Source organism: Falsihalocynthiibacter sp. BN13B15, assembly GCF_041205415.1.
GTDB classification, from domain to species: domain Bacteria; phylum Pseudomonadota; class Alphaproteobacteria; order Rhodobacterales; family Rhodobacteraceae; genus Falsihalocynthiibacter; species Falsihalocynthiibacter arcticus.
This window is the reverse complement of record NZ_JBGFCE010000020.1, coordinates 12230-34746: the sequence shown is the minus strand read 5'-3', so window position 1 is coordinate 34746 and position 22517 is coordinate 12230. Positions and strand designations below refer to the sequence as shown.

24 protein-coding genes are annotated in these 22517 nt (G+C 51.3%); 12 read left to right on the top strand and 12 right to left on the bottom strand.

From position 1 onward, the window contains the following. The 6 genes from AB9F26_RS20720 to AB9F26_RS20695 form a co-directional block, all read left to right on the top strand. Nucleotides 1-182, top strand: a 182-nt coding sequence (locus AB9F26_RS20720) for a hypothetical protein (protein ID WP_369768976.1), incomplete at its 5' end; no start/stop codon positions are given. A 693-nt stretch (nt 183-875) separates the two neighbouring features. Continuing rightward, entirely contained in the window at nt 876-1328 is a 453-nt protein-coding gene (locus tag AB9F26_RS20715; RefSeq protein WP_369768975.1) for a hypothetical protein, read from the top strand. Nucleotides 1329-2017: 689 nt separating this feature from the next. Then, a complete protein-coding gene (locus AB9F26_RS20710) occupies nt 2018-2707 on the top strand; it encodes a hypothetical protein (RefSeq protein WP_369768974.1) in 690 nt (229 codons plus the stop codon). A 33-nt stretch (nt 2708-2740) separates the two neighbouring features. After that, the gene (locus AB9F26_RS20705; RefSeq protein WP_335586120.1) at nt 2741-3256 is read left to right on the top strand and encodes a helix-turn-helix transcriptional regulator; all 516 of its coding nucleotides are present in this window, start codon (nt 2741-2743) and stop codon (nt 3254-3256) included. A gap of 209 nt (nt 3257-3465) precedes the next feature. Further along, nucleotides 3466-3855, top strand: coding sequence for an SHOCT domain-containing protein (locus AB9F26_RS20700; protein WP_369757561.1), 390 nt, complete (start codon nt 3466-3468; stop codon nt 3853-3855). Nucleotides 3856-4023: 168 nt separating this feature from the next. Next, nucleotides 4024-4575 (top strand): hypothetical protein, encoded by a 552-nt coding sequence (locus AB9F26_RS20695; RefSeq protein ID WP_335585080.1) that lies wholly within the window; start codon nt 4024-4026, stop codon nt 4573-4575. 483 nt (nt 4576-5058) lie between these two features. Here the strand turns inward: AB9F26_RS20695 and AB9F26_RS20690 are convergent, their stop codons facing one another. The 7 genes from AB9F26_RS20690 to AB9F26_RS20660 form a co-directional block, all read right to left on the bottom strand. Beyond that, entirely contained in the window at nt 5059-5928 is an 870-nt protein-coding gene (locus AB9F26_RS20690; protein WP_369768973.1) for an NAD(P)-dependent oxidoreductase, read from the bottom strand. A 17-nt stretch (nt 5929-5945) separates the two neighbouring features. Continuing rightward, entirely contained in the window at nt 5946-6905 is a 960-nt protein-coding gene (locus tag AB9F26_RS20685; RefSeq protein WP_369768972.1) for a 2-hydroxyacid dehydrogenase, read from the bottom strand. Beyond that, nucleotides 6902-7096, bottom strand: coding sequence for a hypothetical protein (locus tag AB9F26_RS20680; protein WP_335585083.1), 195 nt, complete (start codon nt 7094-7096; stop codon nt 6902-6904). The genes AB9F26_RS20685 and AB9F26_RS20680 overlap by 4 nt, the downstream gene beginning before the upstream one ends. 13 nt (nt 7097-7109) lie before the next feature. Next, entirely contained in the window at nt 7110-8450 is a 1341-nt protein-coding gene (locus tag AB9F26_RS20675) for an amidase (RefSeq protein ID WP_335585084.1), read from the bottom strand. Further along, entirely contained in the window at nt 8447-9814 is a 1368-nt protein-coding gene (locus tag AB9F26_RS20670; RefSeq protein WP_335585085.1) for a TRAP transporter large permease subunit, read from the bottom strand. The genes AB9F26_RS20675 and AB9F26_RS20670 overlap by 4 nt, the downstream gene beginning before the upstream one ends. Continuing rightward, nucleotides 9811-10434, bottom strand: a complete 624-nt coding sequence (locus tag AB9F26_RS20665) for a TRAP transporter small permease subunit (RefSeq protein WP_335585086.1) — start codon at nt 10432-10434, stop codon at nt 9811-9813. The genes AB9F26_RS20670 and AB9F26_RS20665 overlap by 4 nt, the downstream gene beginning before the upstream one ends. Nucleotides 10435-10545: 111 nt before the next feature. After that, nucleotides 10546-11640: a TRAP transporter substrate-binding protein gene (locus AB9F26_RS20660; RefSeq protein ID WP_335585087.1), complete on the bottom strand. Its 1095-nt coding sequence runs from the start codon at nt 11638-11640 to the stop codon at nt 10546-10548. 586 nt (nt 11641-12226) lie between these two features. On the opposite strand from AB9F26_RS20660, the gene AB9F26_RS20655 reads away from it, so the two are divergent. Beyond that, nucleotides 12227-12958, top strand: coding sequence for a GntR family transcriptional regulator (locus tag AB9F26_RS20655; RefSeq protein WP_369768971.1), 732 nt, complete (start codon nt 12227-12229; stop codon nt 12956-12958). Between the two features lie 240 nt (nt 12959-13198). Here the strand turns inward: AB9F26_RS20655 and AB9F26_RS20650 are convergent, their stop codons facing one another. After that, on the bottom strand, nt 13199-13915 hold the full coding sequence (locus AB9F26_RS20650; protein WP_369768970.1) for an LrgB family protein: 717 nt from the start codon (nt 13913-13915) through the stop codon (nt 13199-13201). Further along, nucleotides 13908-14255, bottom strand: a complete 348-nt coding sequence (locus AB9F26_RS20645; RefSeq protein WP_335585090.1) for a CidA/LrgA family protein — start codon at nt 14253-14255, stop codon at nt 13908-13910. Before AB9F26_RS20645 ends, AB9F26_RS20650 begins: the two co-directional genes overlap by 8 nt. Before the next feature lie 412 nt (nt 14256-14667). Between AB9F26_RS20645 and AB9F26_RS20640 the strand changes: the two genes are divergently transcribed. The 5 genes from AB9F26_RS20640 (at nt 14668) to AB9F26_RS20620 (ending at nt 19326) form a co-directional block, all read left to right on the top strand. Beyond that, complete coding sequence (locus AB9F26_RS20640; protein ID WP_335585091.1) at nt 14668-15153, top strand: peroxiredoxin; 486 nt, start codon at nt 14668-14670, stop codon at nt 15151-15153. Nucleotides 15154-15405: 252 nt separating this feature from the next. After that, on the top strand, nt 15406-16176 hold the full coding sequence (locus tag AB9F26_RS20635) for a homocysteine S-methyltransferase family protein (protein WP_335585092.1): 771 nt from the start codon (nt 15406-15408) through the stop codon (nt 16174-16176). Between the two features lie 148 nt (nt 16177-16324). Beyond that, nucleotides 16325-16654: an ArsC/Spx/MgsR family protein gene (locus AB9F26_RS20630; RefSeq protein WP_335585093.1), complete on the top strand. Its 330-nt coding sequence runs from the start codon at nt 16325-16327 to the stop codon at nt 16652-16654. 286 nt (nt 16655-16940) lie between these two features. Beyond that, nucleotides 16941-18491 (top strand): AMP-binding protein, encoded by a 1551-nt coding sequence (locus AB9F26_RS20625; RefSeq protein ID WP_369768969.1) that lies wholly within the window; start codon nt 16941-16943, stop codon nt 18489-18491. 472 nt (nt 18492-18963) lie between these two features. After that, nucleotides 18964-19326 carry a hypothetical protein gene (locus AB9F26_RS20620; protein ID WP_335586740.1) on the top strand — a complete coding sequence of 121 codons (363 nt, stop codon included), beginning with the start codon at nt 18964-18966 and terminating at the stop codon, nt 19324-19326. A gap of 146 nt (nt 19327-19472) precedes the next feature. On the opposite strand, the gene AB9F26_RS20615 is transcribed toward AB9F26_RS20620, so the two are convergent. The 3 genes from AB9F26_RS20615 to AB9F26_RS20605 form a co-directional block, all read right to left on the bottom strand. Further along, nucleotides 19473-20063, bottom strand: coding sequence for a transposase (locus AB9F26_RS20615; protein WP_335586739.1), 591 nt, complete (start codon nt 20061-20063; stop codon nt 19473-19475). Between the two features lie 276 nt (nt 20064-20339). Further along, entirely contained in the window at nt 20340-21257 is a 918-nt protein-coding gene (locus AB9F26_RS20610; RefSeq protein WP_335586738.1) for an acyltransferase family protein, read from the bottom strand. Between the two features lie 501 nt (nt 21258-21758). Continuing rightward, entirely contained in the window at nt 21759-22280 is a 522-nt protein-coding gene (locus AB9F26_RS20605) for a hypothetical protein (RefSeq protein WP_335586737.1), read from the bottom strand. Nucleotides 22281-22517 lie beyond the last annotated feature (237 nt).

Sequence of the window (22517 nt, the reverse complement as noted above, 5' to 3'; positions counted from 1 at the left end):
ATTGGGAGGAAAAACTCAAAGCGGGGGAAACGCCGATTTGTGATCTGCCGATCGATAGTAAGAAGGCTGACCAGGCAGAGGCGATTTACAATTCCCTGCGGCTTCCGGATGTGATCGGCCAGCCGTGTGGCCGGCGTTGGAGAAGACGGGGGGTATGCAGGGCTGAAAATAAAAGAACATAAGGCTGAGCAATGGCCTCTGCATTGAAAAATGGCCTGTAAACATTTTTGAGGCTACCAGTGCGGCTCAATTATCTTTGCCTCCTGTGTCATCCCCCCTTCGCCTTAACTGGCGAAGGGGGGATTTTGCGTTCCGGGCAATTTCCAGAGAATTGGATTTGTTTCTTTGTTAGGCCTACAAAAAATGCCGACTTGGTTAGGTGCTCCGAGGCCTTGAAAATTGGCATGGCGAAGAAACAGGGCTGTATTTGATCGGGGTGCCATGATGCTTCTATTGAGCAACCAGCGTGCTTCCGAGCGCCAGCTTTGCCTCTTGGGGCATGGTTGATGTCGTGCTGCCGGGGGGGGGGGGCGAGCAAGTCGCAAGATCTGACATTCGCTGCATTGTAGAAAACTGGTAAAGTGGGCTCGGACCCGCCGTTCGCTGCACAATGCACCGAGGTCCGGTTTGGGCCGTTCGTGTCATTCAACACTAAGGGCGGGAACCGGACTTTCGCTGCAGTTGGCTCAAAGGTCGGTTGAGCGGGGAAAAACTGACATCTTCGAGATGCCAACAGAAATTCCATCCAATCTGCCTTGCAAAAACACTGCACCTCCAGTTTGTTTTTGCAAGCGGGTGCAGATCAAGGCGTGCCAGAGGCCTGGGGCTTAGGCATCAGGAGGAGGGATAGACCTTCGGAAAAGACTGGAAACCTTATGAAAACGATATCAGGACTAGCAATTATCTTGGCTACGACTTTCTCAAGTTCAGCTTTTGCGGAGGGGGATTTGTCGCGTGCCGATGTGCAAAAAATCGCCATGGAGATGGGCACGGACGATGACGGGAATATGTATTTCAAGCCTGACCATTTGGAGTTTGAAACTGGCAAGGCGTATGCGTTGGTTACAACCAACGTTGACGATTACAAGCACGAGCTGGCCATGCATGAGGTGAGCGAAAAGTTTTTCACTCGCAAAATCGAAATCGAATCTCCGGACGGCGAACTGGTAGCTGAAATCAAGGGCAAAATTGAAGAAGTCGAAGTCGGCCCGCATCAAACCGTCGAATGGTTTTTTGTACCAATTCAAATCGGCGCTGACCTAGATATGAGCTGCGAAATCGAAGGCCACAAAGAAGCGGGCATGTTCGGAACCGTCACGCGATATTGACTGTGTCTGGTGTAATAGCATAGCAACTATGAAAGGGGTCCCTGCGACAGTCCGCAGAACTGCACGTAATCTGTAAGTTGTTTCGCACCTGTGGTATAAGTCAGCAATCCGCCTAAATTGACCTTGGCGGCTTCAAGATGGCAACAACAACCTCAACACTAATCTCAACCAACCAGAAACTTGAAACACATTTCCATCATGCGGTGTGAATTACTCGCATGATGGGATAGTTTGGGATACGACTACAACAACGTCAGACCACTTTCATCGCTTGGAACCCAAACACCCGCTCAAGCGCGACGAACGCTTGGGCAATCTGAAAGCCCCCCGCATGACGCGCTGGCCAAAAACGAAGCCATCGATTATGAAATCCAAACCTGCAAACTCTCTTTATAAATGCGGGGGCTTTGGAGAGCAGGTCAGGACGACACGATGCGATTTTGAATCTCGAACAATTGCACGAATAGCTAGCATTCCCCAATCTCCTCGTCAGTTGCTACCAAGGCGCTCTCGATCTCAAGACTGCCATCTTTGGTGTTTGTGTGCGAGTGGTTTGCAAGGGCAGCTTAACCAAGTGGCGCACTCGTATGCTTTAGGCTCTATCTGGTCAAAACAAACCAAAGTTATATTATCAAACTCACCACATAGCTTTATGTCTTGGTAAGGTTTTTAACTTTAGGAGAAAATCCATGAAACTGAGACAAGCAACATTGAGTATCACATTTGCTCTGATGGCTAGCAGCGCTATGGCGCAACAAAGTCAAGATGATATCATCAAAATGTTGGGTAGAGAAGGCTTTACCAAAGTCGAGATTAGCAAGACATTTTTTGGAGATCTGAGATTCGAAGCCACTGCGCCAGGAATTGAGCGGGAACTTATTTTAGGTAAAAACGGTACAATAAAACGTGACCGTTCTGAGAAAAGCGACGACAGCAGCGACGACAGCAGCGACGACAACAGCGACGACAGCAGCGACGACAGCAGCGACGACAGCAGCGATGACAGCAGCGATGACAGCAGCGACGACAGCAGCGATGACAGCAGCGACGACAGCAGCGATGACAGCAGCGACGACAGCAGCGATGACAGCAGCGACGACAGCAGCGATGACAGCAGCGATGACAGCAGCGACGACAGCAGCGACGACAGCAGCGACGACAGCAGCGACGACAGCGGCGATGACAGCAGCGACGACAGCAGCGACGACAGCGGCGACGACAGCAGCGATGACAGCAGCGACGACAGCAGCGACGACAGCAGCGACGACAGCAGCGACGACAGCAGCGACGACAGCAGCGACGACAGCGGCGATGACAGCAGCGACGACAGCAGCGACGACAGCAGCGACGACAGCGGCGATGACAGCAGCGATGATTGATCACAATCACAATGCAGCACTGGAGGACTCTAGGTGAAAGCGAATGCGCCGTCCAAAATCGCCTTAAAGTTTGGCATTCTCATCTATGTAGTCTCGGCCTTAGCCTTTTTAAGTGAGCTTTTCGCTGAAATAACCGGTTATTCTCTCTTTTACCGAAACTGGCTAGCGCACGAACTTATTGAGATATTGACTTTTATTGGCTTTTTAGTTGGCGCGTTCCTGATCTGGCGTAGTCAGAAGCTTCTTGCTAAACGCAATGCGGAAATCGAGCTCCACCTTCGCGCAGCGCAAGGAGAATTCTTCGCGATGGTGAACTTGCAATTCGATCGCTGGGGCTTAAGCAAAGCGGAACGCGACATAGCCTTACTTACAACAAAAGGTTTGTCCGTTGCCGAAATTGCTGATCTTCGAAATACCACTCAAGGCACTGTAAAATCACAAAACAACTCCATTTATCGCAAGGCCAAGGTTAACTCTCGAACCCAGTTATTAGGGGCGCTAATCGATGAACTTTTCATCGAAGACCCGATAAAGATGAATTTGGAATAGATTGGCTGATCAAAGCTGACCGTCGAGCGCTTTCCACTAAGGTCGGCAATGGGCCGGAAGCAGCCAATGCATCGCCGAATACATTTCAGTTCTGGAGGCGGTTACCTTTGCACAATAGGGTAATCAAAAACACTAATGTATTGCATTTTTGGTATGTGAGGCTAGCCTGCTGATAGGTAATATGCAGCAACCTTTCTTGGAGATTTATCATGGCTGACGGCTTCGGATTTTTCGATATTTTCTTTTCTATCTTTTGGATATTCCTAATGGTCGCGTGGATCTGGGTGATGGTCGGCATCGTTTCAGACGTATTCCGCAGTGAAGACCTAAATGGCCTCTCTAAAGCTCTATGGATTTTGTTTATTATTGTTGTTCCATGGCTCGGTGTTCTGTCTTATTTGATTGTCCGCGGCGATAAAATGCAGGTACGCAATCAAGCAGCGATGAGTGATATGGAAAAGGCACAACGTGAATATGTTCGCGGTCTTGCCAGCGTTTCTGCGGCAGATGAAATAGAGAAGCTTGCAGCCCTGAAGGAAAGCGGAGCTATAACTGAAGCGGAATTCTTAACCCAAAAATCAAAGGTTCTTGCTGCCTAGTTTGCATTTAGAAATGCAGCGATCTCTGGTGCTGCTGAAGTTCAATAGGGTCGTTATACTTGATCGGAGGCCTGTTTTACGCCTGTAAAGCTGGCCGCATTATAAAGCTCGAATGAAAGATCGGCTGGGCAGTTGCCTTACATAAATTGACGACAGGAGGGACTCAAAATGTATGATTGGATCAAAATATCGGTTCTCGCCGCCGCTCTAACTCTTTCTCAACCCGTGTTTGCGCAAGATTGCCCTGCCTCAGAAAATCGGGACATTGAGAAGAATACGTTGCACGCCGAATTGCTTGCCGCCCCTAAAGAAATGCTTGCCCGCCCGATTTCAGACCAACTGTGGATGATCTGGAACACTGCACCGGATGCCCGGTCGCAACAGTTGCTTGATCTTGGGCGTGAGCAAATACGCTACTCGGACTATGATCAGGCGGTAGAAAATCTTACCGATCTTGTAGAATACTGCCCCGACTATGCCGAAGGCTGGAACCAACGTGCTTTTGCTCACTTTCTGCGCCATGACTACGATGCTGCACTTGACGACATTTCAGTTGTCCTAGAACTTGAACCGCGCCATTTTGGTGCGCTCGCAGGTCGCGCGTCGGTTTTAATCAGCACGGGTAGAACCGATGTCGGCTTTCGGTCCTTGCGCGATGCTATGCGTATCAATCCATGGATCAGCGAGCGCCACATGTTACCACCAGGCGAAGATATCTGAGGGTACGCACACGATCAAAACCGCCCTCGATTGGGGCGGAAGTTTTTTCACTCGACGGCACTTCTCTACCGCAATCAGGCTCGAGTTTAGAGTTGAGAGCAGAACAAAACTGGCGGGATTAGCCTAAGTGTCAGATTTTCCGATATGTTTGACTGAAGATGATTGCAATTTTAAACGTGCGCATGTCCTTTGCCGAGACTGGTCGAGCTAGCATTAGTGTCTGAACCCTTGGTTCCAGTAAATTGGCTGCACCTATTGTTTCTCTCACACAAGCGCCCGTGTTCATATGCGGCATTCGGCACTGCGGGCGTAGAGCCACCATTCGCGGCACCTTGCGTAAAGGTCTGATGGGCGGAATTTGCAGCCGTTGACGTCCATGATGATACAAAAAATTGAATGCAGTCCTAGCCCAGCCTGACCGGAGAACAGCAACGTGGTAGGATTTGAAAACCTTCCACAGTGCCGTCATGAATTGCATTTGGTTCAGAACGATTGCAGTCTTTTAAAGAGAGATGATGTATCCCACCGACCGCCACCCATCTTCTGAACATCCTTATAGAACTGGTTTACCAGCGCCGTGACGGGTAAGCTTGCACCATTCTCGTCGGCTGTATCAAGACAGATACTAAGATCTTTGCGCATCCAGTCAACTGCAAAGCCGTGTTCAAAATGATCGGCCAACATGGTCTCGTAGCGGTTGGACATCTGCCAACTGCCGGCGGCGCCCTGGCTAATCACTTCGATCACCTCTTTGCCGTCTAGGCCGGCCTTCGAGATAAAGTGCATGGCTTCCGAAAGTCCCTGGACCAGCCCAGCAATCGCAATCTGGTTGGCCATCTTGGTCAATTGACCCGCACCGCTTTGGCCGATCTGGCGGCACATTTTGGAGTAGCTGGTCATCACCGGTTCAGCGCGGTTGTAATGGTCATCGTCGCCGCCACACATAATTGAGAGCTGCCCGTTCTCAGCCCCAGCTTGACCACCGGACACAGGCGCATCGACGAAGCCCACGCCAATGCGTTGCGCCAACGCATAGAGTTCGCGGGTGACCTTAGCCGAAACCGTAGTGTGATCTACGAATATCGTGCCCTTCGCCATGGTCGCAAATGCGCCGGTCTCGCCCAAACAAATGGCGCGTAGATCATCGTCATTGCCGACACAAGCCATGACCACATCAGCACCATTTGCGGCGTCCGCTGGTGTCGCCGCGCTTTTGCCGCCGTGTTGCTTGACCCAAGCCTCGGATTTGGCAGGGGTGCGGTTATAAACTGTCACGTCATAGCCGTCTGCCTGAAGGTGACCGGCCATTGGATAGCCCATCACGCCAAGGCCAAGGAATGCAATTTTAGTCATGAAAATGTCCTAACGGATTACAAAAGATCAACGGGCGTTTTCCCTTTAAAGAAAGCGTCAAGATTGTCCAAGGCGCGAAAACCCATAGCGTCGCGAGTTTGTCGAGTAGCGCTACCGATATGGGGCAACATGAAGATGTTGTCATGGGTCGCAAAGGCGGGGTTGCCGCCGGGCTCTACCTGAAAACAATCCAAGCCTGCGGCCGCGACCTTGCCGGTTGCTATGGTGGCGAGCAAGGCGTCCTCATCAACCAAGGCGCCGCGCGCTGTATTCACCATGACGGCCCCGTCTGGAAGCAATGCAAAGCGCTCGGTGTTCATCATGTTGGTTGTTTCCGGTGTCGCGGGGCAATGCAGCGACAGAAAGTCAGCAACACCCAAAAGGCTCTCGACGCTACTATGATAAGTTGCGCCATAGGCTTGGTCTGCGGTCAATTCAGAGCGGTTGAAATAGTGGATATCCATATCGAACCCACGCGCTTTGGCCGCAAAGGCGCGGCCAACGCGCCCCATGCCGATGATCCCAAGGCGCGCACCAGTGACTTGCTTGCCGACCATGAACGCGGGCGACCAACTGTTCCAAGCACCCGTGCGAACAATACGGTCCCCAGCGACGGCGTGACGGGCAGCGCCCAACATCAGTAGCATCGAAAGCTCTGCAGTGGCGTCCGACAGCACGTCGGGTGTGTTGGTAACCAAAATACCGTGCTCTTTGAGGGCAGGCAGGTTACAGTGATCTACGCCAACAGAGTGGTTGGCGACAATCTTCAACCGGTCACTGAACTGCGCCACGACATCCGCGCTAAAGTGTTCTGAGTGGCAGGGAATGATCGCGTCAAAATCTGCACTGGCGGCAATCAATTGATCCGCCGTGCCCGGGTGATCCTCGTGGTTGATGACCACATCATAATCGCGACTGGCCCGTTCAAGCGTGGCGTCAGACAAGCGGCGGGTGATCCAAAGGCGCTTCTTACTCATTTTTTACGAACGCATTCGTCCCAGAAGTCATAAACAGCCATACCGCAGACCACGATCGCGATAATCATGAAGGGCAAACCGCCGTAAAATCCGGCGAAGCCGGTAGAGATGGACTTCGAGAGTCCCCCGATAAAGACGCACAAAATTGTGGTGCCTATCAGGCCCATGATGAGTTTAGTTCCATATGACATGACGTGTCCTTTCCTATGCGGGGTCTTCGATAAGCTGGGTTTGTAGCCAACGCGCAGTGCGCAGCAGGCGGTCATCTTTTTCAGCGGGACCAATCAACTGAACACCAATGGGGAGGCCGTTTTCCCCCACCAACAATGGTAGGCTCACGCAAGGTAGCCCTGCAAGCGTCCAAAGGGTACAGAAGATCGGATCGCCGGTTCCTCCGCCAAATTGAGGTGCTTCGCCCGCAGCAGACGGAGCGACGATCGCGTCAAATTCGACGAAGAAGTCCTTAAAGAAAGCTTCAGCAGAGGCTTTGACGCCCAATGCGTCTTCATACTCGGCCTTAGTAACCTTCCGTCCACGGGTAATGACGGGTTTCAGGGTCTCACTCAAAGCGTCCCAATGGCCGTCGAAAATATCCTTTTGGTGCATGCAAATCTCATATTCATGGATTCTCGCTTGGACAGCCACCAGATTGGACAGCGTGTCGGCAGGGTCCATTCGCGTGACTTGTGGGCCCAAGATGTCGAGCACTGCATCCATGCCTTCGCGCGCGTCGGCACTCATTCGGTCATAGAAGGGCAGATTGAACCACACCAAATCAGGGGGCACTGGAGCGTCGGCACCTGCTCCGTCCAGCATATTTGGACGAGGTCGCGCAAAGCTGGCGGCATCGCGGCTGTCGTAGCTGCTGATCGCGTCCGTGAGCAAGGCCACATCAGCAAGGGTTCGCCCGAAGCAGCCGACTTGATCCAGCGAGACAGAAGTTTGTAAAAGCCCATCCCGAGAGATAACGCCACGTGTGGGTTTGAACCCGAATGTGCCACAGAAGGAGGCCGGGCGAATAACCGAGCCGTTGGTTTGGGTGCCCACTGCCAAGGGCACGTGATGGGCGGCAACAGCAGCAGCCGACCCGCTGGATGAACCACCAGGCGTGTGGCCCGCGTTGTGTGGATTACGGGTTTCATTGGCGTGAACAAAAGCCAATTCAGTCGTAACCGTTTTGCCCATGATAACGGCACCGGCCTCGCGCAATTGTTCTACCAGCCGGGCGTCACGCTCGGACCGACGCCCTTTGAAAATTGGCGTGCCGCGTTGGGTCGGCATGTCCTCGGTATCGATGATGTCTTTCAAAGCAACCGGAATGCCGTGCAGTGGTCCCTTAGCGAGGCCCGCCTTATCGATCCGGTCACATTCTTCAGCCTGCGCAATAGCTGCGCTTGGGTCTAGATAAGTCCAAGCGCGGATATTGTCATCCGTCGCGGTAATCCTCTCGAGGCAGGACTTGACCAGCTCCACTGAGGAAAGGCGACCCGCAGCGATAGCAGCCAGTGCTTCGGTTGCAGAGAGTGTGTATGAGTCTTTGATCACGGGATGTAGGTTCCAAACAGGTAGTCAGGGAACCATAGCGCAATACCAGGGAACTGGTACATGAGCACCATCGTCAGGATCACAATGCCTAAGTAAGGCATGATCCCTCGGAAAATATCCATCAGCTCAATTTGGTCCTTCAACACCCCTTTCAGATAATACGCCGACATGGCCATTGGCGGTGTCAGGAAGGAGGTTTGCAGGTTCAACGCCACGAGCATCGCGAAGAAATAGGGGTTCACCCCAAAGACTTCGAGAAGCGGCAGGAATATTGGTACGAAGATGATCAGGATTTCCGACCACTCAAGCGGCCAGCCCAATAGGAAGATGATTACTTGCGCAAGCACAAGGAACTGCCAAGGCTCTAGATCCATGCCGCCGACCCAGTTCGCGATAAGGTCGTGGCCCCCAAGGTAGGAGAAGACCGAGGCGAAGGTCCAAGAGCCGACAAAAAGCCAACATACCATTGCAGTTGCTTTGGCAGTCAGGAATACACTTTCCTTGAGTTTCAACCAACTCATTGACCGGTAGAGAACCGCAAGAACGATACCGCCCAATGCGCCCATTGCCGCCGCTTCTGGGGGTGTTGCAAGGCCGCCCAAAATTGAGCCTAGGACCAGTGCAATCAGCACGGTCAACGGCACGAAGCTAACGAGCAAATTCCAGTAGATTTCACGCGGTGGAGGGACGTCAACCAGGTTTGGCTTTGGTGCCAAAGAGGGTGTGATCCAGACCCGCACAATGACATAGACAATATAAAGACCTGCCAGCAACATTCCTGGGAACACGGCTGCAGCGTAAAGCCGCAAAGGCGACAGATCTGCGATAGCCGAGTATACAATCAACATGATTGAGGGCGGGATTAGAATACCCAATGTGCCGCCCGCACAAATAACACCAGCTGCAAAACTTTTATCGTAGTTTGCGTTTGCCATTGCGGGGAAAGCCAGCAAACCCATCAGAGTAACAACCGCGCCCACGATACCGGAGGCTGTTGAGAAGACCGCGCAGGTTAAAAGAGCGGCAATAGCCAGAGATCCCGGCAAGTTGCGCGCCGCCTGGTAGAGCGAGAAGAACAGCTTATCGACGATATTAGCCCGCTCCACCACGTACCCCATGAACAGGAATAGGGGTATAGCGACTAGCGTCGGGTTCTCCATAACTGAATAGGTGTTTTGGTTGACTAAGTAGAATATATTATTGTTAAAAATATCTGCCACGCTCTCGATCGCGTTACCTTGGTGGTAGGCGTAAAAGCCGAAAGCGACGCCCATCGCGAGCAATGTAAAAGCAATTGGAAAGCCAAGTAAGACGAAGACAATAAATAGTCCAAGCATCATCAAGGCGACTTCTGGGTTTGTCATCTTTTTATCTTTCTAGAAGCGTCAAGGGGCTTAGGTTCGCCAGAAGCGAAGGAAGAGATCTCATCAAGATCAGCCTCAGTGAGCAAGTCTTCAGTTTCTTTTACATCCGCAAGCCGTTCAGGCCAGACACCGGTGCGCATGGCCATGACACAGCGGACGAGTTCCGCGATACCTTGGATCATCAGCAACCCACCGGAAAGAGGAATGAGGGATTTAAAGAAGTAAATCTGGATGCTCGCGGGGCTGTTGAAGCTGAATTCTTTGTAGCGCCAACTGTCGGAAGCAATTTCGTACCCGAACCAGACCAGTGCGATGATGCCGGGAAAAAAGAATAGAAAGTATAAGACGAAATCCATACCTGCCTGCACCTTAACGGGCCAAAGGCGGTAAATGACGTCTGCGCGCACGTGAGTATCTTGGGCGAGAGCGTAGGCTCCGCACATCAAGAACAACGCACCATACATTTGAACCATCATATCAAATGCCCAAACAGTTGGCGCATTCAGCACGTAGCGCACGAACACTTCGTAACAAACAGAGAGTGTTAAGATAAGGATGCACCATCCAAAGGCGCGCCCCACCCAAAGGCTCAGGCCTTCAACAGCGTGAACGAATTTCATTAAATCTTTGTTCCTATCTTTTGCGCAGCGATCACTGCGTCCGCTCCCCAGAGCGTTTGTGTCCCCGGACGTGTTTTGCGCCCGAGGACTTTGTCTTCACGAACGGTCAGATCAACCGAAGTAATGCTTGTAGGCCAGCTTGTAGTCAGGCTGGTTCAAGTTCAGGTAGTTCATCACGTCTTTGGCGTAGGCCTTCTGCGACTCCATCACCTTCGCGAAGAAGGGGTCGGATTCGGCAAGACGGTCCGTCACTTTGTCCCAAGCCGCAAGCTGCGCTTCCATCACGCTGTCAGGCGTGCGGTAGACGTTTACTCCGTCAGCTTCTTGCAATTTCAGAAGGTCATCGGAGTAACGCTTGGTATTGCCCCAGTAAAAGCCGGAATTTTCAGCCATGGATGCGTTCTTGATGATTGCCTGATGCTCAGGTGATAGCGCATTAAACTTATCTTTGTTGATCGTAACTTCAAAGAACTCTTGGCTCTGGTGATAAGAAGCCAAATGGTAGTGCTTGGACACGTCTTGCATCCCAAAGTCACGGTCAGATGTTGGGTTGTTAAACTCAGCCGCGTCAATCAGGCCGGACTTCATTGCGGGCTGAATTTCGCCGCCTGGAAGTTGCACAACAGACATGCCCATTTCCAAGAGAACGTCAGCAGCCAAACCAACAGTACGGTACTTCAGGCCGCTCATTTGGCTTGCGTCTTTAATTTCTTCTTTGAACCAACCCAAAGGTTGCGCTGGCATTGGAGAGTTGAAGAAAGACACAACGTTTAGGCGCAGTTCAGACATTAGTTCGTCAAACAGCTCTTGGCCTCCGCCTGCGTGAACCCAACCCAGAACTTCTTGGCTGGACCAACCAAAGCATGGGCCGGTGCCGAACAACGATGCCGCTTTGGACTTACCGTACCAATAAGCAGGCACATAGTGCGCCGCGTCCAGAACGCCGCGGTGAACCGCGTCTTGCATCTGGCTTGTTTTTACAACTGAGTCGACTGATAGAACGTCGATTGTCAGTGAGCCACCGGACATCTCGTTTACACGAGCGGCGAAGGATTGAGCGTTCTCAAGGAAAATACCGCCGCCCCAGGCAGCTTGCATCTTCAATGTTGTGCCGTGGCCGTCGGCAATAGCTGGTGTGGCCAATGCGGCGGCGCCTACAACGGCAGAGCCGCGCAGAAATTTTCTGCGGTTCAGAGTATTCGTCATGCTTCCCTCCCAAGGAATTTCATGCGGCCCAATGTCTTTTGCCATGTGACTCGCATTTATTTTTCAGAACTTGGTCCGTGACGCGCAATAATATGAAGCTAGGCTCCTCCCCAGGTTTCATAAGCGCTCCCTATCCCCCGCTCCTGAAGATAACCATAGGCGTAGAGCCACTTCGATCAAGAGGGTCTTTTTGGGATGCGGTTTATCTCTTCGCAGTCTTCAAGCGAAGATGACTCCTGCCTGAACGTGATCTTCGCTATACCTCTGAGCATTCAGAGACCCGTTACCGTATGGACAGTACCGCATGTTTTAAAAGGGAAACCGCGAGCCGTTTGCTTTGATAAGTCTCAACTTTTTTTGGGGGGAGGGGGAGCAGAAACGCTGGTCATAAAAGGGCCCTATTAAACCCCCGAAAAAAGTTTTCGAAAGGCGGTGAATGATCGATATGTATACATTTCTGCAAAATTTTTTGGACTGAAATGCGATTGCCGAAAATCATTTTGCCCGAATCACTTGTATTCCCGAATATCTGTATACAGTGGCCATTTTGGCGCTTGGAATTGCGCAAAACTTCTGAGGGCGAAGCATGACAAAGGGACATCTTAGCCGACTCGACACAGCGCTCCTTGGATTGAGGTCGCTGATCTTGGGGGGAAGCTTCTCCAAAGGGCAACGGTTATCGGAAGTCGCCTTAGCTAAAAAGCTGGAAATATCCCGTGCGCCGCTTAGGCAAGCCATGGACAGGTTGGTGGCCGAAGGTCTGCTGGAGCGCATTCAGACCAGGGGCTGCCGAGTTGCAACCTTTACCAAAGACGACATTGCCGACGCCATTGAAGTGCGTGGTATGATTGAAGGTGCCGCGGCGCGATTGGCCGCAGAACGTGGTGTGACAGCTGACTTGTTGGCACAGGCGGAGGATGCTCTGGACAAAATAGATACCGCGCTTAACGGAACGTGTGATCTGGACTTCGCTCAATACGTCAAACAAAACGCTCGGTTTTACGATCTTTTGGCAAGGTTTCCAGCCAGTCAGATTGTCCAGCGTGAAATCGAACGCATAAGCCTTTTGCCGTTGGCATCGCCCTCTGCATTTCTGAGTGATCAGGCCATGATCCCTGATTTCCAAGATTCACTGCGATATGCCCAACGGCAGCATCGCGCCATCCTAGACGCGATCTTTAATGGCGAAGGCACCCGCGCAGAAGCGCCGACACGCGAGCACGCACGGCTGGCGTTAGTAAATTTTAACTACTTTAATGAAGTTGAACCAAAGCTCGTCAATGAAGTGCCAGGTTTGATGTTGGTGGCTCCAACATGACTGTGAGTCCCGTCGACAGATAAGCTTCGATCGCAGACTTGGAGCCGGCCCCATAACCAAGCTATCGACACAGACGAACGGCAAATCCTAGCCGAAACCCCGTGAACCTACCGCACACCCTGCCTGTGCTGTTCTCTTTGGGCGCCATAAAGCGCCATAGTTCTAAACAGCAATTCCACTAAGGCGCTCCATGTCATCGGGCAAGTTATGGCAGCAAGAAGAATGCAAAGCCCGTTCTCTTCAAAACAAGAGCCCCCAAAGGATTGGCACAAGCAAAGCTGTCGCCACGGCGTTGAGGCCCATGGCGAGCCCCGAGAACGCCCCCGCCGTTTCATTGACCTGAAATGCCCGCGCTGTCCCTATGCCGTGGCTGGCGGTGCCTATGGCCAAGCCACGGGCGCTCCAGTCCTTGACGCCGATCAGATTGAGCAGCATGGGACCGAACATTGCTCCCAAAATCCCCGAAACGATCACCATCACCGCAGTGAGTGACGGGAGGCCGCCCAATTCCTGTGAAATAGCCATTGCTACCGGTGCGGTCGCGGATTTTGGCGCGATCGAGGCAAGCAAAACCTCCGAGCCCCCAAAGGCCCATGCGGTGCCCACAGATGTGAGGATCGCAACCAACGATCCCGTTAAAAGGCTCACTCCAATGGCCAGGGCCGATCTGCGCACCTTATGCCAATGCCGGTATAACGGAATTGCCAGTGACACCGTCGCCGGCCCGAGCAAAAAATGAACGAATTGCGCCCCTTCAAAATAGGTGCCGTAGTCCGTTCCGCTAATATACAAAACCGAAACGACCAGAATAACGGCGCCCAATACGGGATTGAGCAAGGGGTTGCGGCCGCCTTTTTCAAACATCCAACTTGCCAACTGAAACGCGACAAGAGTCAACGTCAGATGAAAAAGTGGCGATGCATTTAAGTAAACCCAAGTTTCTTGAAGACTATGCATCTGGGTTCGACCGATTAAGCCACCGCATCATAAGGGCTGTCACAATGATGGTCATAACCGTGCTCACGACAAGGGCAGCGCTCAAGGGCAGCAACGCGTCGCCGAGCAGCTTGAAATGCATCATCACGCCTGTACCAGCAGGTACAAAAAGCAGCGACATCGCTCGCAGCAACCCATCTGCGGTCTTTCCTAAGCCTTTGGGAACTTCTCCTCGAAATAAAAGCAAAAGGAAGAGAAACAACATCCCAAGAACGGGGCCCGGAATTGAGAGGGAAAGCGTACCAGCAACAAGTTCTCCCAGCAGTTGGCAGACCAATATAAGCGTGAAATAACCGATCATCGTTTCCTCCAAACACGCGTTTACTCTTTCATTGGGCTGAATGTAGGTCAACTAGGCCATTGAGTCATTTTTCGTGCGTTATGGAAAAATGCAATGATAGTGTGGGTTCACTACAGACCGACGAGAAAAGCGGGCTCTGAGCACAAAATCCGGACTATACCGGACATCCAAAATTTTAAGGCTATAACGCGATAGTACACCAAATGCGCTCTGACATTTTCACGTGCAAAACTATGGCGCGGTTCGCGATACCTCAGGGCCGAAAGCTGACTTTTGTGCGGCCAGAGCAATCCTTCGGGTCGTTTTGGACACCAAAGGTAGCGTTGCTCAATGCTAACTTCGCGAAGGTGATTGTCAGTCGGAAGATAAGTATTATGTGTGTTCAAGATAAAGACAAACTGGAGGACGGTAAGTGACTATATCGATGGGCGACAAAGTGCCAGAAGCGACATTCCAAATCTTTGGCGCCGAAGGGCCATATGAGGTAACGACAGAAGAGGTTTTTGCTGATAAACGCGTGGCGGTTTTCTCGATGCCAGGTGCTTTCACTCGAGGGTGCAGCACGGTGCATTTACCGTCGGTAATCGCTTCGACGGAGGCCCTGAAGGAAAATGGACTGGACGACGTAGTGATCCTCTGTGTCAACGACCCCTTCGTTATGCGTGCCTGGGGCGAGTCCACCGGTGCTCATGACGCCGGAGTGCGGATGCTGGCAGATTCCAGCGCGGCTTTCACAGAAGCGTTTAACCTGACTTTTTCGAACCCAGAGACTGGGCTTTTGAACCGATCACGGCGCTTTTCTATGCTTGTCGAGAATGGTGTCATTACGATCCTGAACGTCGAGCCAGGACTTGAGATAGCCTGCTCAACTGGCGAGGCGCTACTGGATCAGCTTTAGGTGGCAGAAAGTCGTCCGTACTGGCCATTTTGCGTTTTTTATTCTTAACTCGTATAACGCGGTGGCCACAAACGGTGACGGGTAGCACAGAGGTCTGCTATGCGGGGTGATTTCAATCGGTCGACGCAACACTTTAATCTTTTTGGAAAGATGGAGTGTTTATGATGAAGTATCGCACACGGACGTTTTATACAGAGACGCAGAAGTCGGAGATGTGGGATCGATGGCAGCGCGGAGAGTCTTTGAGCTCGATTGGTCGCAGGTACACCAACTTGGCGTGCGGGAGCGGTTCGCGTTGCAAAATCCCTGCACGCCGGAAAAACAGTAAACGCCGAAGCTTGCCGTTTCATGACAGAGTTACGCGATACCTACGGACCGAATGCGGCCCCGATATTGATTGCGGGAATAACAGGACCATTTGGCGATGGATATTTGCCTGAAGACGCACCGGATACCAAAAATGCGGTCGATATTCACAAACCCCAGATCGAAGAGATCGCGCTGGCTGGAGTTGACTTCTTTAAGGTGCAAACTCTTCCGAGTTTTGACGAAGCGCGTGGGATTGCCAAAGCGATCGAGACGACGGGGCTGCCTTACGTTCTAAGCTTCGTGATCCGCCGAGACGGCACAATACTCGATGGCACACCTCTTGAAATCGCGATCGAAACGATTGACGAAGAATCGCGTTACGCACCAGCGAATTATTCCGTAAATTGCGTGCACACATCCGTGTTTTCCGCCGCCTATACAGCGGTCCGTGATCGAAATCCAAACGCAGCAGACCGAATACTCGGCATAGATGCAAACACATCAGCCAAGACTCCGGAAGAACTCGAAGGTTTGGTAGAGATTGATACTGAAGCTCCTGATGATTTCGGAAAAAACCTCGCTTCGCTGCATGCTCAGTTTGGCACAGCCTATCTCGGGGGATGTTGTGGATCTTCGACGGAGCACATAGCCGCGCTGGCCGATAATCTGGTTTCATCATCAGTGGGTCGAATAACAACACCGGAGGGTCGATGAACGCGTCTGCTATGGGCTCTCACCGCCGTTCTCCGCAGCTTTATAAAACGGCGGCATTAGGCCGTTCTTAACTCCGTGCAGAATGGTATGGTTGCGTTAGGGGAGCTAATCTACGAGTTTGGAAAACAACACCCAAGGAGTTAGCGACATGATTATCTACGGTTTAAACACCTGCTCGATCTGCCAGAAGGCCCGCGAAGCACTAGAAGCCGACGGTAAAGAGGTTGATTTTCGCGATATTCGAGCGGAGCCCTTGGACCAAGTTGAATTGGCTGAACTGATTGCGGAGTTTGGAGATAGGTTGGTGGACCGAAAGTCCAATGACTATCGGGGGCTCAACGACTGGCTGAAAGCGTCCGAAGCGGAAGCTCAAATCTCGACCAAACCCAAGGTAATGGCTCGCCCAGTGATACGAGACCAAAATAACCTATACCTCGGTTGGGATGAAACGGTTCAAAAGGCTTTACTCGCAGGTTGATTGCTCGAAGGTTTTGCGGAGTCTCCCTTTACGGAAGGTCGCCAAGAAAGACACGCCTATATTGTCATTGTATGAGAAATTTGGTTCCAGCACTTTCCATGACATCCAGCAAACGCAAACTGCCCAGAATGGGAACCCTTCCTGGTCGAACTTCTGAGAAACACTCCGAAAATGGCGGCCTGTTGATACACTTGCATATATAAATTTCAGAGCTTCCCTACAACGCTGCTAAGTGCATTATGGCTGGGTTTGACTTTGTTTGGAAAAAGAATGGGAACGCTGTACAATGGCGCCGTTGCAATGCACAACTCTATCCGAATGTGATTTCGGGCCACACCCCGTGGTTCCAGAGTTCTTTAATCTTGCTGCACACACGCTCGCAGCAGCAGATAAAACCCCAAACAAAGTGGCCCTAAGAGTTGTGGTGTCGGGAGATGATCAATATCCTGAAATAGTAACCTATTCCGACCTAAAGACCGCAGTGATGGTTGCCGCTGCTGGCCTGGCGGCACATGGCGTGACACGCGGCGATCGTGTTGTCCTGAGAATAGGACACTCAACCGATTTCCCAATTTTATTTTTGGGGGCCGCAGCGCTTGGGGCTATCCCAGTCCCAACTTCGGTGTCTCTGAGCCAGATTGAATTGCAGTTCATTGTCAAAGACACAGCTGCCGTTCTCTTGATCTGTTCTGAACAAAATGCAATCGAAGTCTCGGGAATAAGATCCTTTGCGCCAAATAAAATGATTGCGGATCCGCTGCAAGATTTCGCAGTAACCCAAGCGGATGATCTTGCTTACATCGTTTACACATCCGGTTCTTCTGGTCGTCCAAAAGGTGTCGCACATGCGCATCGGGCGGCCTTTGCCCGAAGGATGATGTGGGAAGGTTGGTATGGCTTAACCCAAGAAGATACGATGCTACATGCAGGCGCGTTTAACTGGAGCTACACCCTTGGGGCAGGGCTTATGGACCCATGGGCCGCGGGGGCCTCTTCGCTGATTTATGCGGGTCCCCGAGACCCAAGCGTTTGGCCAAATTTGGTGAATACCTTTGGGGCGACGATTTTCGCCGCAGCTCCAGGCGTCTACCGTCAATTACTCAAGTCGAAGGCTGATTTGAGCGGGTTTTCCGGATTGCGGCATGGATTGTCCGCGGGTGAGACAATGGCGGCTTCACTACAACAGGAATGGGTCTCTCGCACTGGAAAGCCGGTTTATGGCGCGCTGGGTATGACAGAATGCTCGACATTTATATCCTCCTCTCCTGCGTTCCCAAGCAAGTCGGCTAAAGCCGGCCGCCCCCAAAAGGGGAGAAGAGTTGCACTTTTGCCAATTGATGAAGGTGAAAACGCTGTTCCAAGGGGCGATACCGGCCTCATTGCTATTCATCGCTCAGACCCGGGCCTGATGATTGGGTATTGGCAAAACGCGCAAGAGACTGAGGCGACCATGCGCGGCGAATGGTTCCTAACTGGGGATCTCGGCGTAATGGACAGCGATGATTACATTTTTTTTGAGGGCCGATCAGATGATCAGATGAACGCCCTTGGATACAGGGTAGCGCCCCAAGAGATCGAAGACGCCCTCATGCGCCATCCCAAGATAACGGGTGCCGCAGCGGTAGAGCTTCCAATTCGTAAAGACCTGTCCGTTATTGCCGCCTTTGTAACTTCGGATGAGTTGGACTTAACTGAAGCCGACCTAACAAGCCATTGTGCTGAATTTCTTGCGTCTTACAAAGTACCCAAGGTTTTTCGAACCGTGAAGGAATTGCCGCTAAACCCAAACGGGAAGTTGAGGCGAAAATCCCTAATCAAAATGTATGGATTTAGGTGACCATTTCACTCCGCAGCATAGTTAGCCATGCTCTGGGTCAGCCGTGGCCCGTTAGAGGCCCGATGTTCAAGTGCAGCATTCGCCAATAAGGGCGGTGAGCCGCCATTCGCTGCACTCGGCATCAAGGTCTGCTATGCGCAGAAATCGCCCTTTGCAAAGCCCTAATCAATGATCTCGAAGGAGGGCTGAAACCTGCACCATTGTCACAAGTAGATCTTATGCCGCGACGCAGCTTTTCTAAACCAGCCATTCGTGCATCACGCAGCATCATGGCTGGCTCCGTTTGAAACAGTATCTTAAACAATTTTTCCGAAAATCGCGCTGTGGTGTACTTTGTCGAGCATTCGCGGTAGGCGTTTGGAGATGCGATGTCGTATCTGGCACGCATGACTAATTCCAAATAAATTTGGTTTGGCACGCTTTACGGCTGCTTCTCCAGATGATCCGAGAAATCGGACGAAAGGTATATTACATGGAACTTCCAGCAGCGATCCAAGGCGAGTCACTTACACGACTATTACAGGGCTTCGGCCTTGGTGCAGTTGTCGCAATAGGTGTCGGATTTGGTTGGGGTGGCTGGACTTTGGGCAGCACCGCCGCTGAGCAAAGTGCGACCGAAACGTCTGCTGCGGTCGTCGCCGCTCTGGCGCCGATTTGCGTTAAAAACTTCCAAGCCGACTCTCAGGCAACTGCCAACATGACGGAGCTTTTGGCTGAATCAAGCTACAAAAGGGACAATTTACTGGAGGACGCTGGTTGGGCGACCTTCTCGGGAAGTGATGAGCCAACACCAGGAGTTGCGGAAGAATGCGCGCAGCGATTGGCTGAAGTATAATCAAAAAATGCGGTGACCAATATTATTATTGGTCACCGTGCATGTTGAGGACGGCAGGATTATCTCGACTTGAAGGCCGATCTCCCGAATTGAGGCCAATAGATATATGAAGTCGCTAGTGGCCATTGGCGCGTCGCTCATCTGGGTCAAGCTTCTCTTTGCAGTCTAGTTGATGCCTTGATGGCACCGCTGCACGCATGTGTCAGAACGTCATCCATCTCGATCAACGGTCTGACGACACCGCCAAAGCCGCCGTGCTTTACGGTCATCGGAAGACGAATGCCGAAGATTTTCAGCAACCCACGGACTTCGTTGGCAAGATCCATCGTTTTCTTCAGCAATGCCTTGCGTGTGCTGAGCAAAGCACGCACACCGTGCGCCTCTCGGCTCTTCATATGCACCGGACTAAACCAACCGGTGCGCAGGACTTGAGCGATGCCACGTGCATCATTCTTGTCTGTTTTGTTCCGCATTGCCGACAGCGCTGCATTGACCTGACGTGCTTCCATACACACGACGTTAAAACCTTCTGTCTTCAATCCAAAAAGCAGATGTTGGCTCAGAGTGCCCGCCTCAAAGCCTACCCGTTCAATCGGATAGGGAAACGCGGCAAGGCATTCCGCTATGTCCTTGATCTCACACGGTAGCTCGCGTTCAAGCTGCACCGCACCCTTGCCATCAACAATGCAAACCGCACAGGATCGCAGCGATACGTCTATTCCGGCAAAATATTCCATTTCTCATCTCCCTTGTTCACATCATCCTGTGATCTTATCGGGAGCTCGACCTCAGAGCAGAGGGTAGCCCAATTACGCATGCTTTGGGCCCATACTGTGAATTGAATTTTTGCGTTGCATGCGTTCGCAGCACGAGAAATGCCGCGTGAGCGAGAAATCTGATACTGCTGCGCAGCGGGAAAACCAGCCATTCATGAAAGACGCAGCAAGAATGAGTTTGTCAATTCACACACCCTCCGGACAAAGCTGCCTTTAGCCAAATTGTCTCAGGAAGGATTATTCTCGCGAAGACAACATGCTAGAAATTGCAATCGAGAACGAAATAACCAATGACAACAAAGCCGTGACAGATAGAAACAAGAAGCTGGTATCCATCTGAAACCCACCGGCCCAAAAGAGCATGACTGGGAGGCCGTGCAAAAGATAGACGGGCATTGTCTCTTGGCCCAACAACGCCAATGGTCTGGAACGCGTTGGCAGCATGGCAAGGAATGATATTGATGCAATGATCCCGACGGCAATCATAACCGCACGGTAACCGATGCCAGGTGTGTGGAGCGGTAAATTCGAATACGGATGGGAACCCCACAGCAACCGTATTGAAATGTAGTCAGAAACGAAAACAGCGACCAAAAATATTGAGACGAACAGAATGCAGAGGGGAACGCGGTATTGCGGCACGGCTCTAAAAATTCGTTTGCCATATAGATGCCCAAATATGAATGCGGGAAAGAAAACCAGAGTTCTGGACATGCCGAATTCCAATCCAATTTCGTCAATAAACCCTGCGGCTAACGCGAAAGCGACGCTGAGAAGGAGTGGATATGGTAGTTTTACTGCCAGTGGCAATAGAAGTTTCCAGATAAACAGACTGAACAGAAACCAGACTATCCAAACCGGCGATAAAAAGTTGGTTACCCTTTCCGGTGCGAAATATCCAAGCGCAATAAAGTAGACCACTTGGAAAATGAGGAGAGGCACGAGTAGCCGCCTACAAATTTTGAACAAGCCTCTCGCATCCATGCTCGACTTGGACATCATGCCGCTGATCATCGCAAAAGCAGGGATGTGAAACGTATAGATTGCAAAATAAAGACTGCCGCCATAGCCCTCACTCTCAAGCAGATGTCCCCAAACAACCAACAGAATGAGTGACCCGCGTGCAATGTCTGGCAGATTGTTTCTCGCTTCCAAATGCTCCACCTCTTTGAGTTCCTGCTCTTAAAGCATACAACTTTCCGACTATTCTAGTAAGACCACAGCCTGCCTAATGGCTTCAGAATGAAAGATGGTGGGTAAAGCTTGCAGTCGGGACAGCAGTTTGCGCTCAAACCGGCCATGCGGTGATGCTGCACACCGGGCTCAAAGAGCTAAATGATGCCTGCCGTTGCGCCCATTTGCGGTCGAATCCCGAAAAACGTTGCGTGACCAGCACTTGCCTGCGTTGCCAACGACAGTCGTTGTCATTGGGACTGAAATTACAGCCGTTCGTGTTTGGCGTAGCGAATTCAGCGGCAGAGCCCGAAGGCGACTTTAGAGCTGTTTAGCAGAATGTTATTCTTGGACCGAACGCGTTTGCATTTGGGACAACAGCGCCTGAAGAAACTCTTAATTCAGTGCTTTATCGAAGATACTTTTAAGTACCAGTTTTTTTGAATTTCAAGGCGCGTGCTAAACCTTAGGCAGGCAAGCGCACTAATCCCATTTACTCAGCATTAGGAAAAAAATTGTGACTGCCATATATAAGAAAAACCCGCAGCCACTTACCATGAGGCTCATGAGAATAAATCCCCAGATACCAGGCGTGAAGGAAATACGAAGGTTACTTGGCTCTATGTAAAATGTGGCTTCGTTAAAAAACACGAAATGAATTGTAAGCGCATTCATTATTATCATTACTGGAATGATTTTTATCGGCGGTTTCCCACGTGCCTTCATTGCAGGGGAGGGTAAATCAGCGCCAGGTCGGGCAAATTTGAGCAAAGTAAAGCTCAATGTCACGGCAATCATCACGACAATAAGGTTCGCCTCATTCAGGACAAAGTTTTCCGCCAATTCTGCCGAGTAATACTGCTGTACTGTCGCATAATCTGCATCAAATTTTGAAAGCCACGTTCTCGCCTTTGCTGCCGACTGAACCGGCAATAGATTGATCCATGGGGACAGCAAATTGAGGAACGCTACGGTTAGTCCAGGAGCAAGCATGAGAAGCAGCACGCCAAATCAATCGTTGAGGTCAACTATGCGTAAAAATTTCTTCACTATGCGTCCTTAAACTCGGCTCGTATTCTGTTCTTTTTTGACGAAGTGTAAAAACTCTAAGAGTTCAACCCGTGTGGCCCAGCTTCGAAGACAGGATTGAATATTAGAAATGAAAACAATGACCTTTCACCATCCATAACCCATTGATCTATATAAAGGGAAGGTCGCCATTACAAGCCTTCAGATGTTTTT

Excerpts from the sequence above, each read along its gene's own strand:
- AB9F26_RS20715 (WP_369768975.1), top strand. The coding sequence starts at position 876 with ATGAAAACGATATCAGGACTAGCAATTATCTTGGCTACGACTTTCTCA.
- AB9F26_RS20710 (WP_369768974.1), top strand. The coding sequence starts at position 2,018 with ATGAAACTGAGACAAGCAACATTGAGTATCACATTTGCTCTGATGGCT.
- AB9F26_RS20700 (WP_369757561.1), top strand. The coding sequence starts at position 3,466 with ATGGCTGACGGCTTCGGATTTTTCGATATTTTCTTTTCTATCTTTTGG.
- AB9F26_RS20695 (WP_335585080.1), top strand. The coding sequence starts at position 4,024 with ATGTATGATTGGATCAAAATATCGGTTCTCGCCGCCGCTCTAACTCTT.
- AB9F26_RS20690 (WP_369768973.1), bottom strand. The coding sequence starts at position 5,928 with ATGACTAAAATTGCATTCCTTGGCCTTGGCGTGATGGGCTATCCAATG.
- AB9F26_RS20685 (WP_369768972.1), bottom strand. The coding sequence starts at position 6,905 with ATGAGTAAGAAGCGCCTTTGGATCACCCGCCGCTTGTCTGACGCCACG.
- AB9F26_RS20680 (WP_335585083.1), bottom strand. The coding sequence starts at position 7,096 with ATGTCATATGGAACTAAACTCATCATGGGCCTGATAGGCACCACAATT.
- AB9F26_RS20670 (WP_335585085.1), bottom strand. The coding sequence starts at position 9,814 with ATGACAAACCCAGAAGTCGCCTTGATGATGCTTGGACTATTTATTGTC.
- AB9F26_RS20665 (WP_335585086.1), bottom strand. The coding sequence starts at position 10,434 with ATGAAATTCGTTCACGCTGTTGAAGGCCTGAGCCTTTGGGTGGGGCGC.
- AB9F26_RS20660 (WP_335585087.1), bottom strand. The coding sequence starts at position 11,640 with ATGACGAATACTCTGAACCGCAGAAAATTTCTGCGCGGCTCTGCCGTT.
- AB9F26_RS20655 (WP_369768971.1), top strand. The coding sequence starts at position 12,227 with ATGACAAAGGGACATCTTAGCCGACTCGACACAGCGCTCCTTGGATTG.
- AB9F26_RS20650 (WP_369768970.1), bottom strand. The coding sequence starts at position 13,915 with ATGCATAGTCTTCAAGAAACTTGGGTTTACTTAAATGCATCGCCACTT.
- AB9F26_RS20645 (WP_335585090.1), bottom strand. The coding sequence starts at position 14,255 with ATGATCGGTTATTTCACGCTTATATTGGTCTGCCAACTGCTGGGAGAA.
- AB9F26_RS20630 (WP_335585093.1), top strand. The coding sequence starts at position 16,325 with ATGATTATCTACGGTTTAAACACCTGCTCGATCTGCCAGAAGGCCCGC.
- AB9F26_RS20625 (WP_369768969.1), top strand. The coding sequence starts at position 16,941 with ATGGCGCCGTTGCAATGCACAACTCTATCCGAATGTGATTTCGGGCCA.
- AB9F26_RS20620 (WP_335586740.1), top strand. The coding sequence starts at position 18,964 with ATGGAACTTCCAGCAGCGATCCAAGGCGAGTCACTTACACGACTATTA.
- AB9F26_RS20615 (WP_335586739.1), bottom strand. The coding sequence starts at position 20,063 with ATGGAATATTTTGCCGGAATAGACGTATCGCTGCGATCCTGTGCGGTT.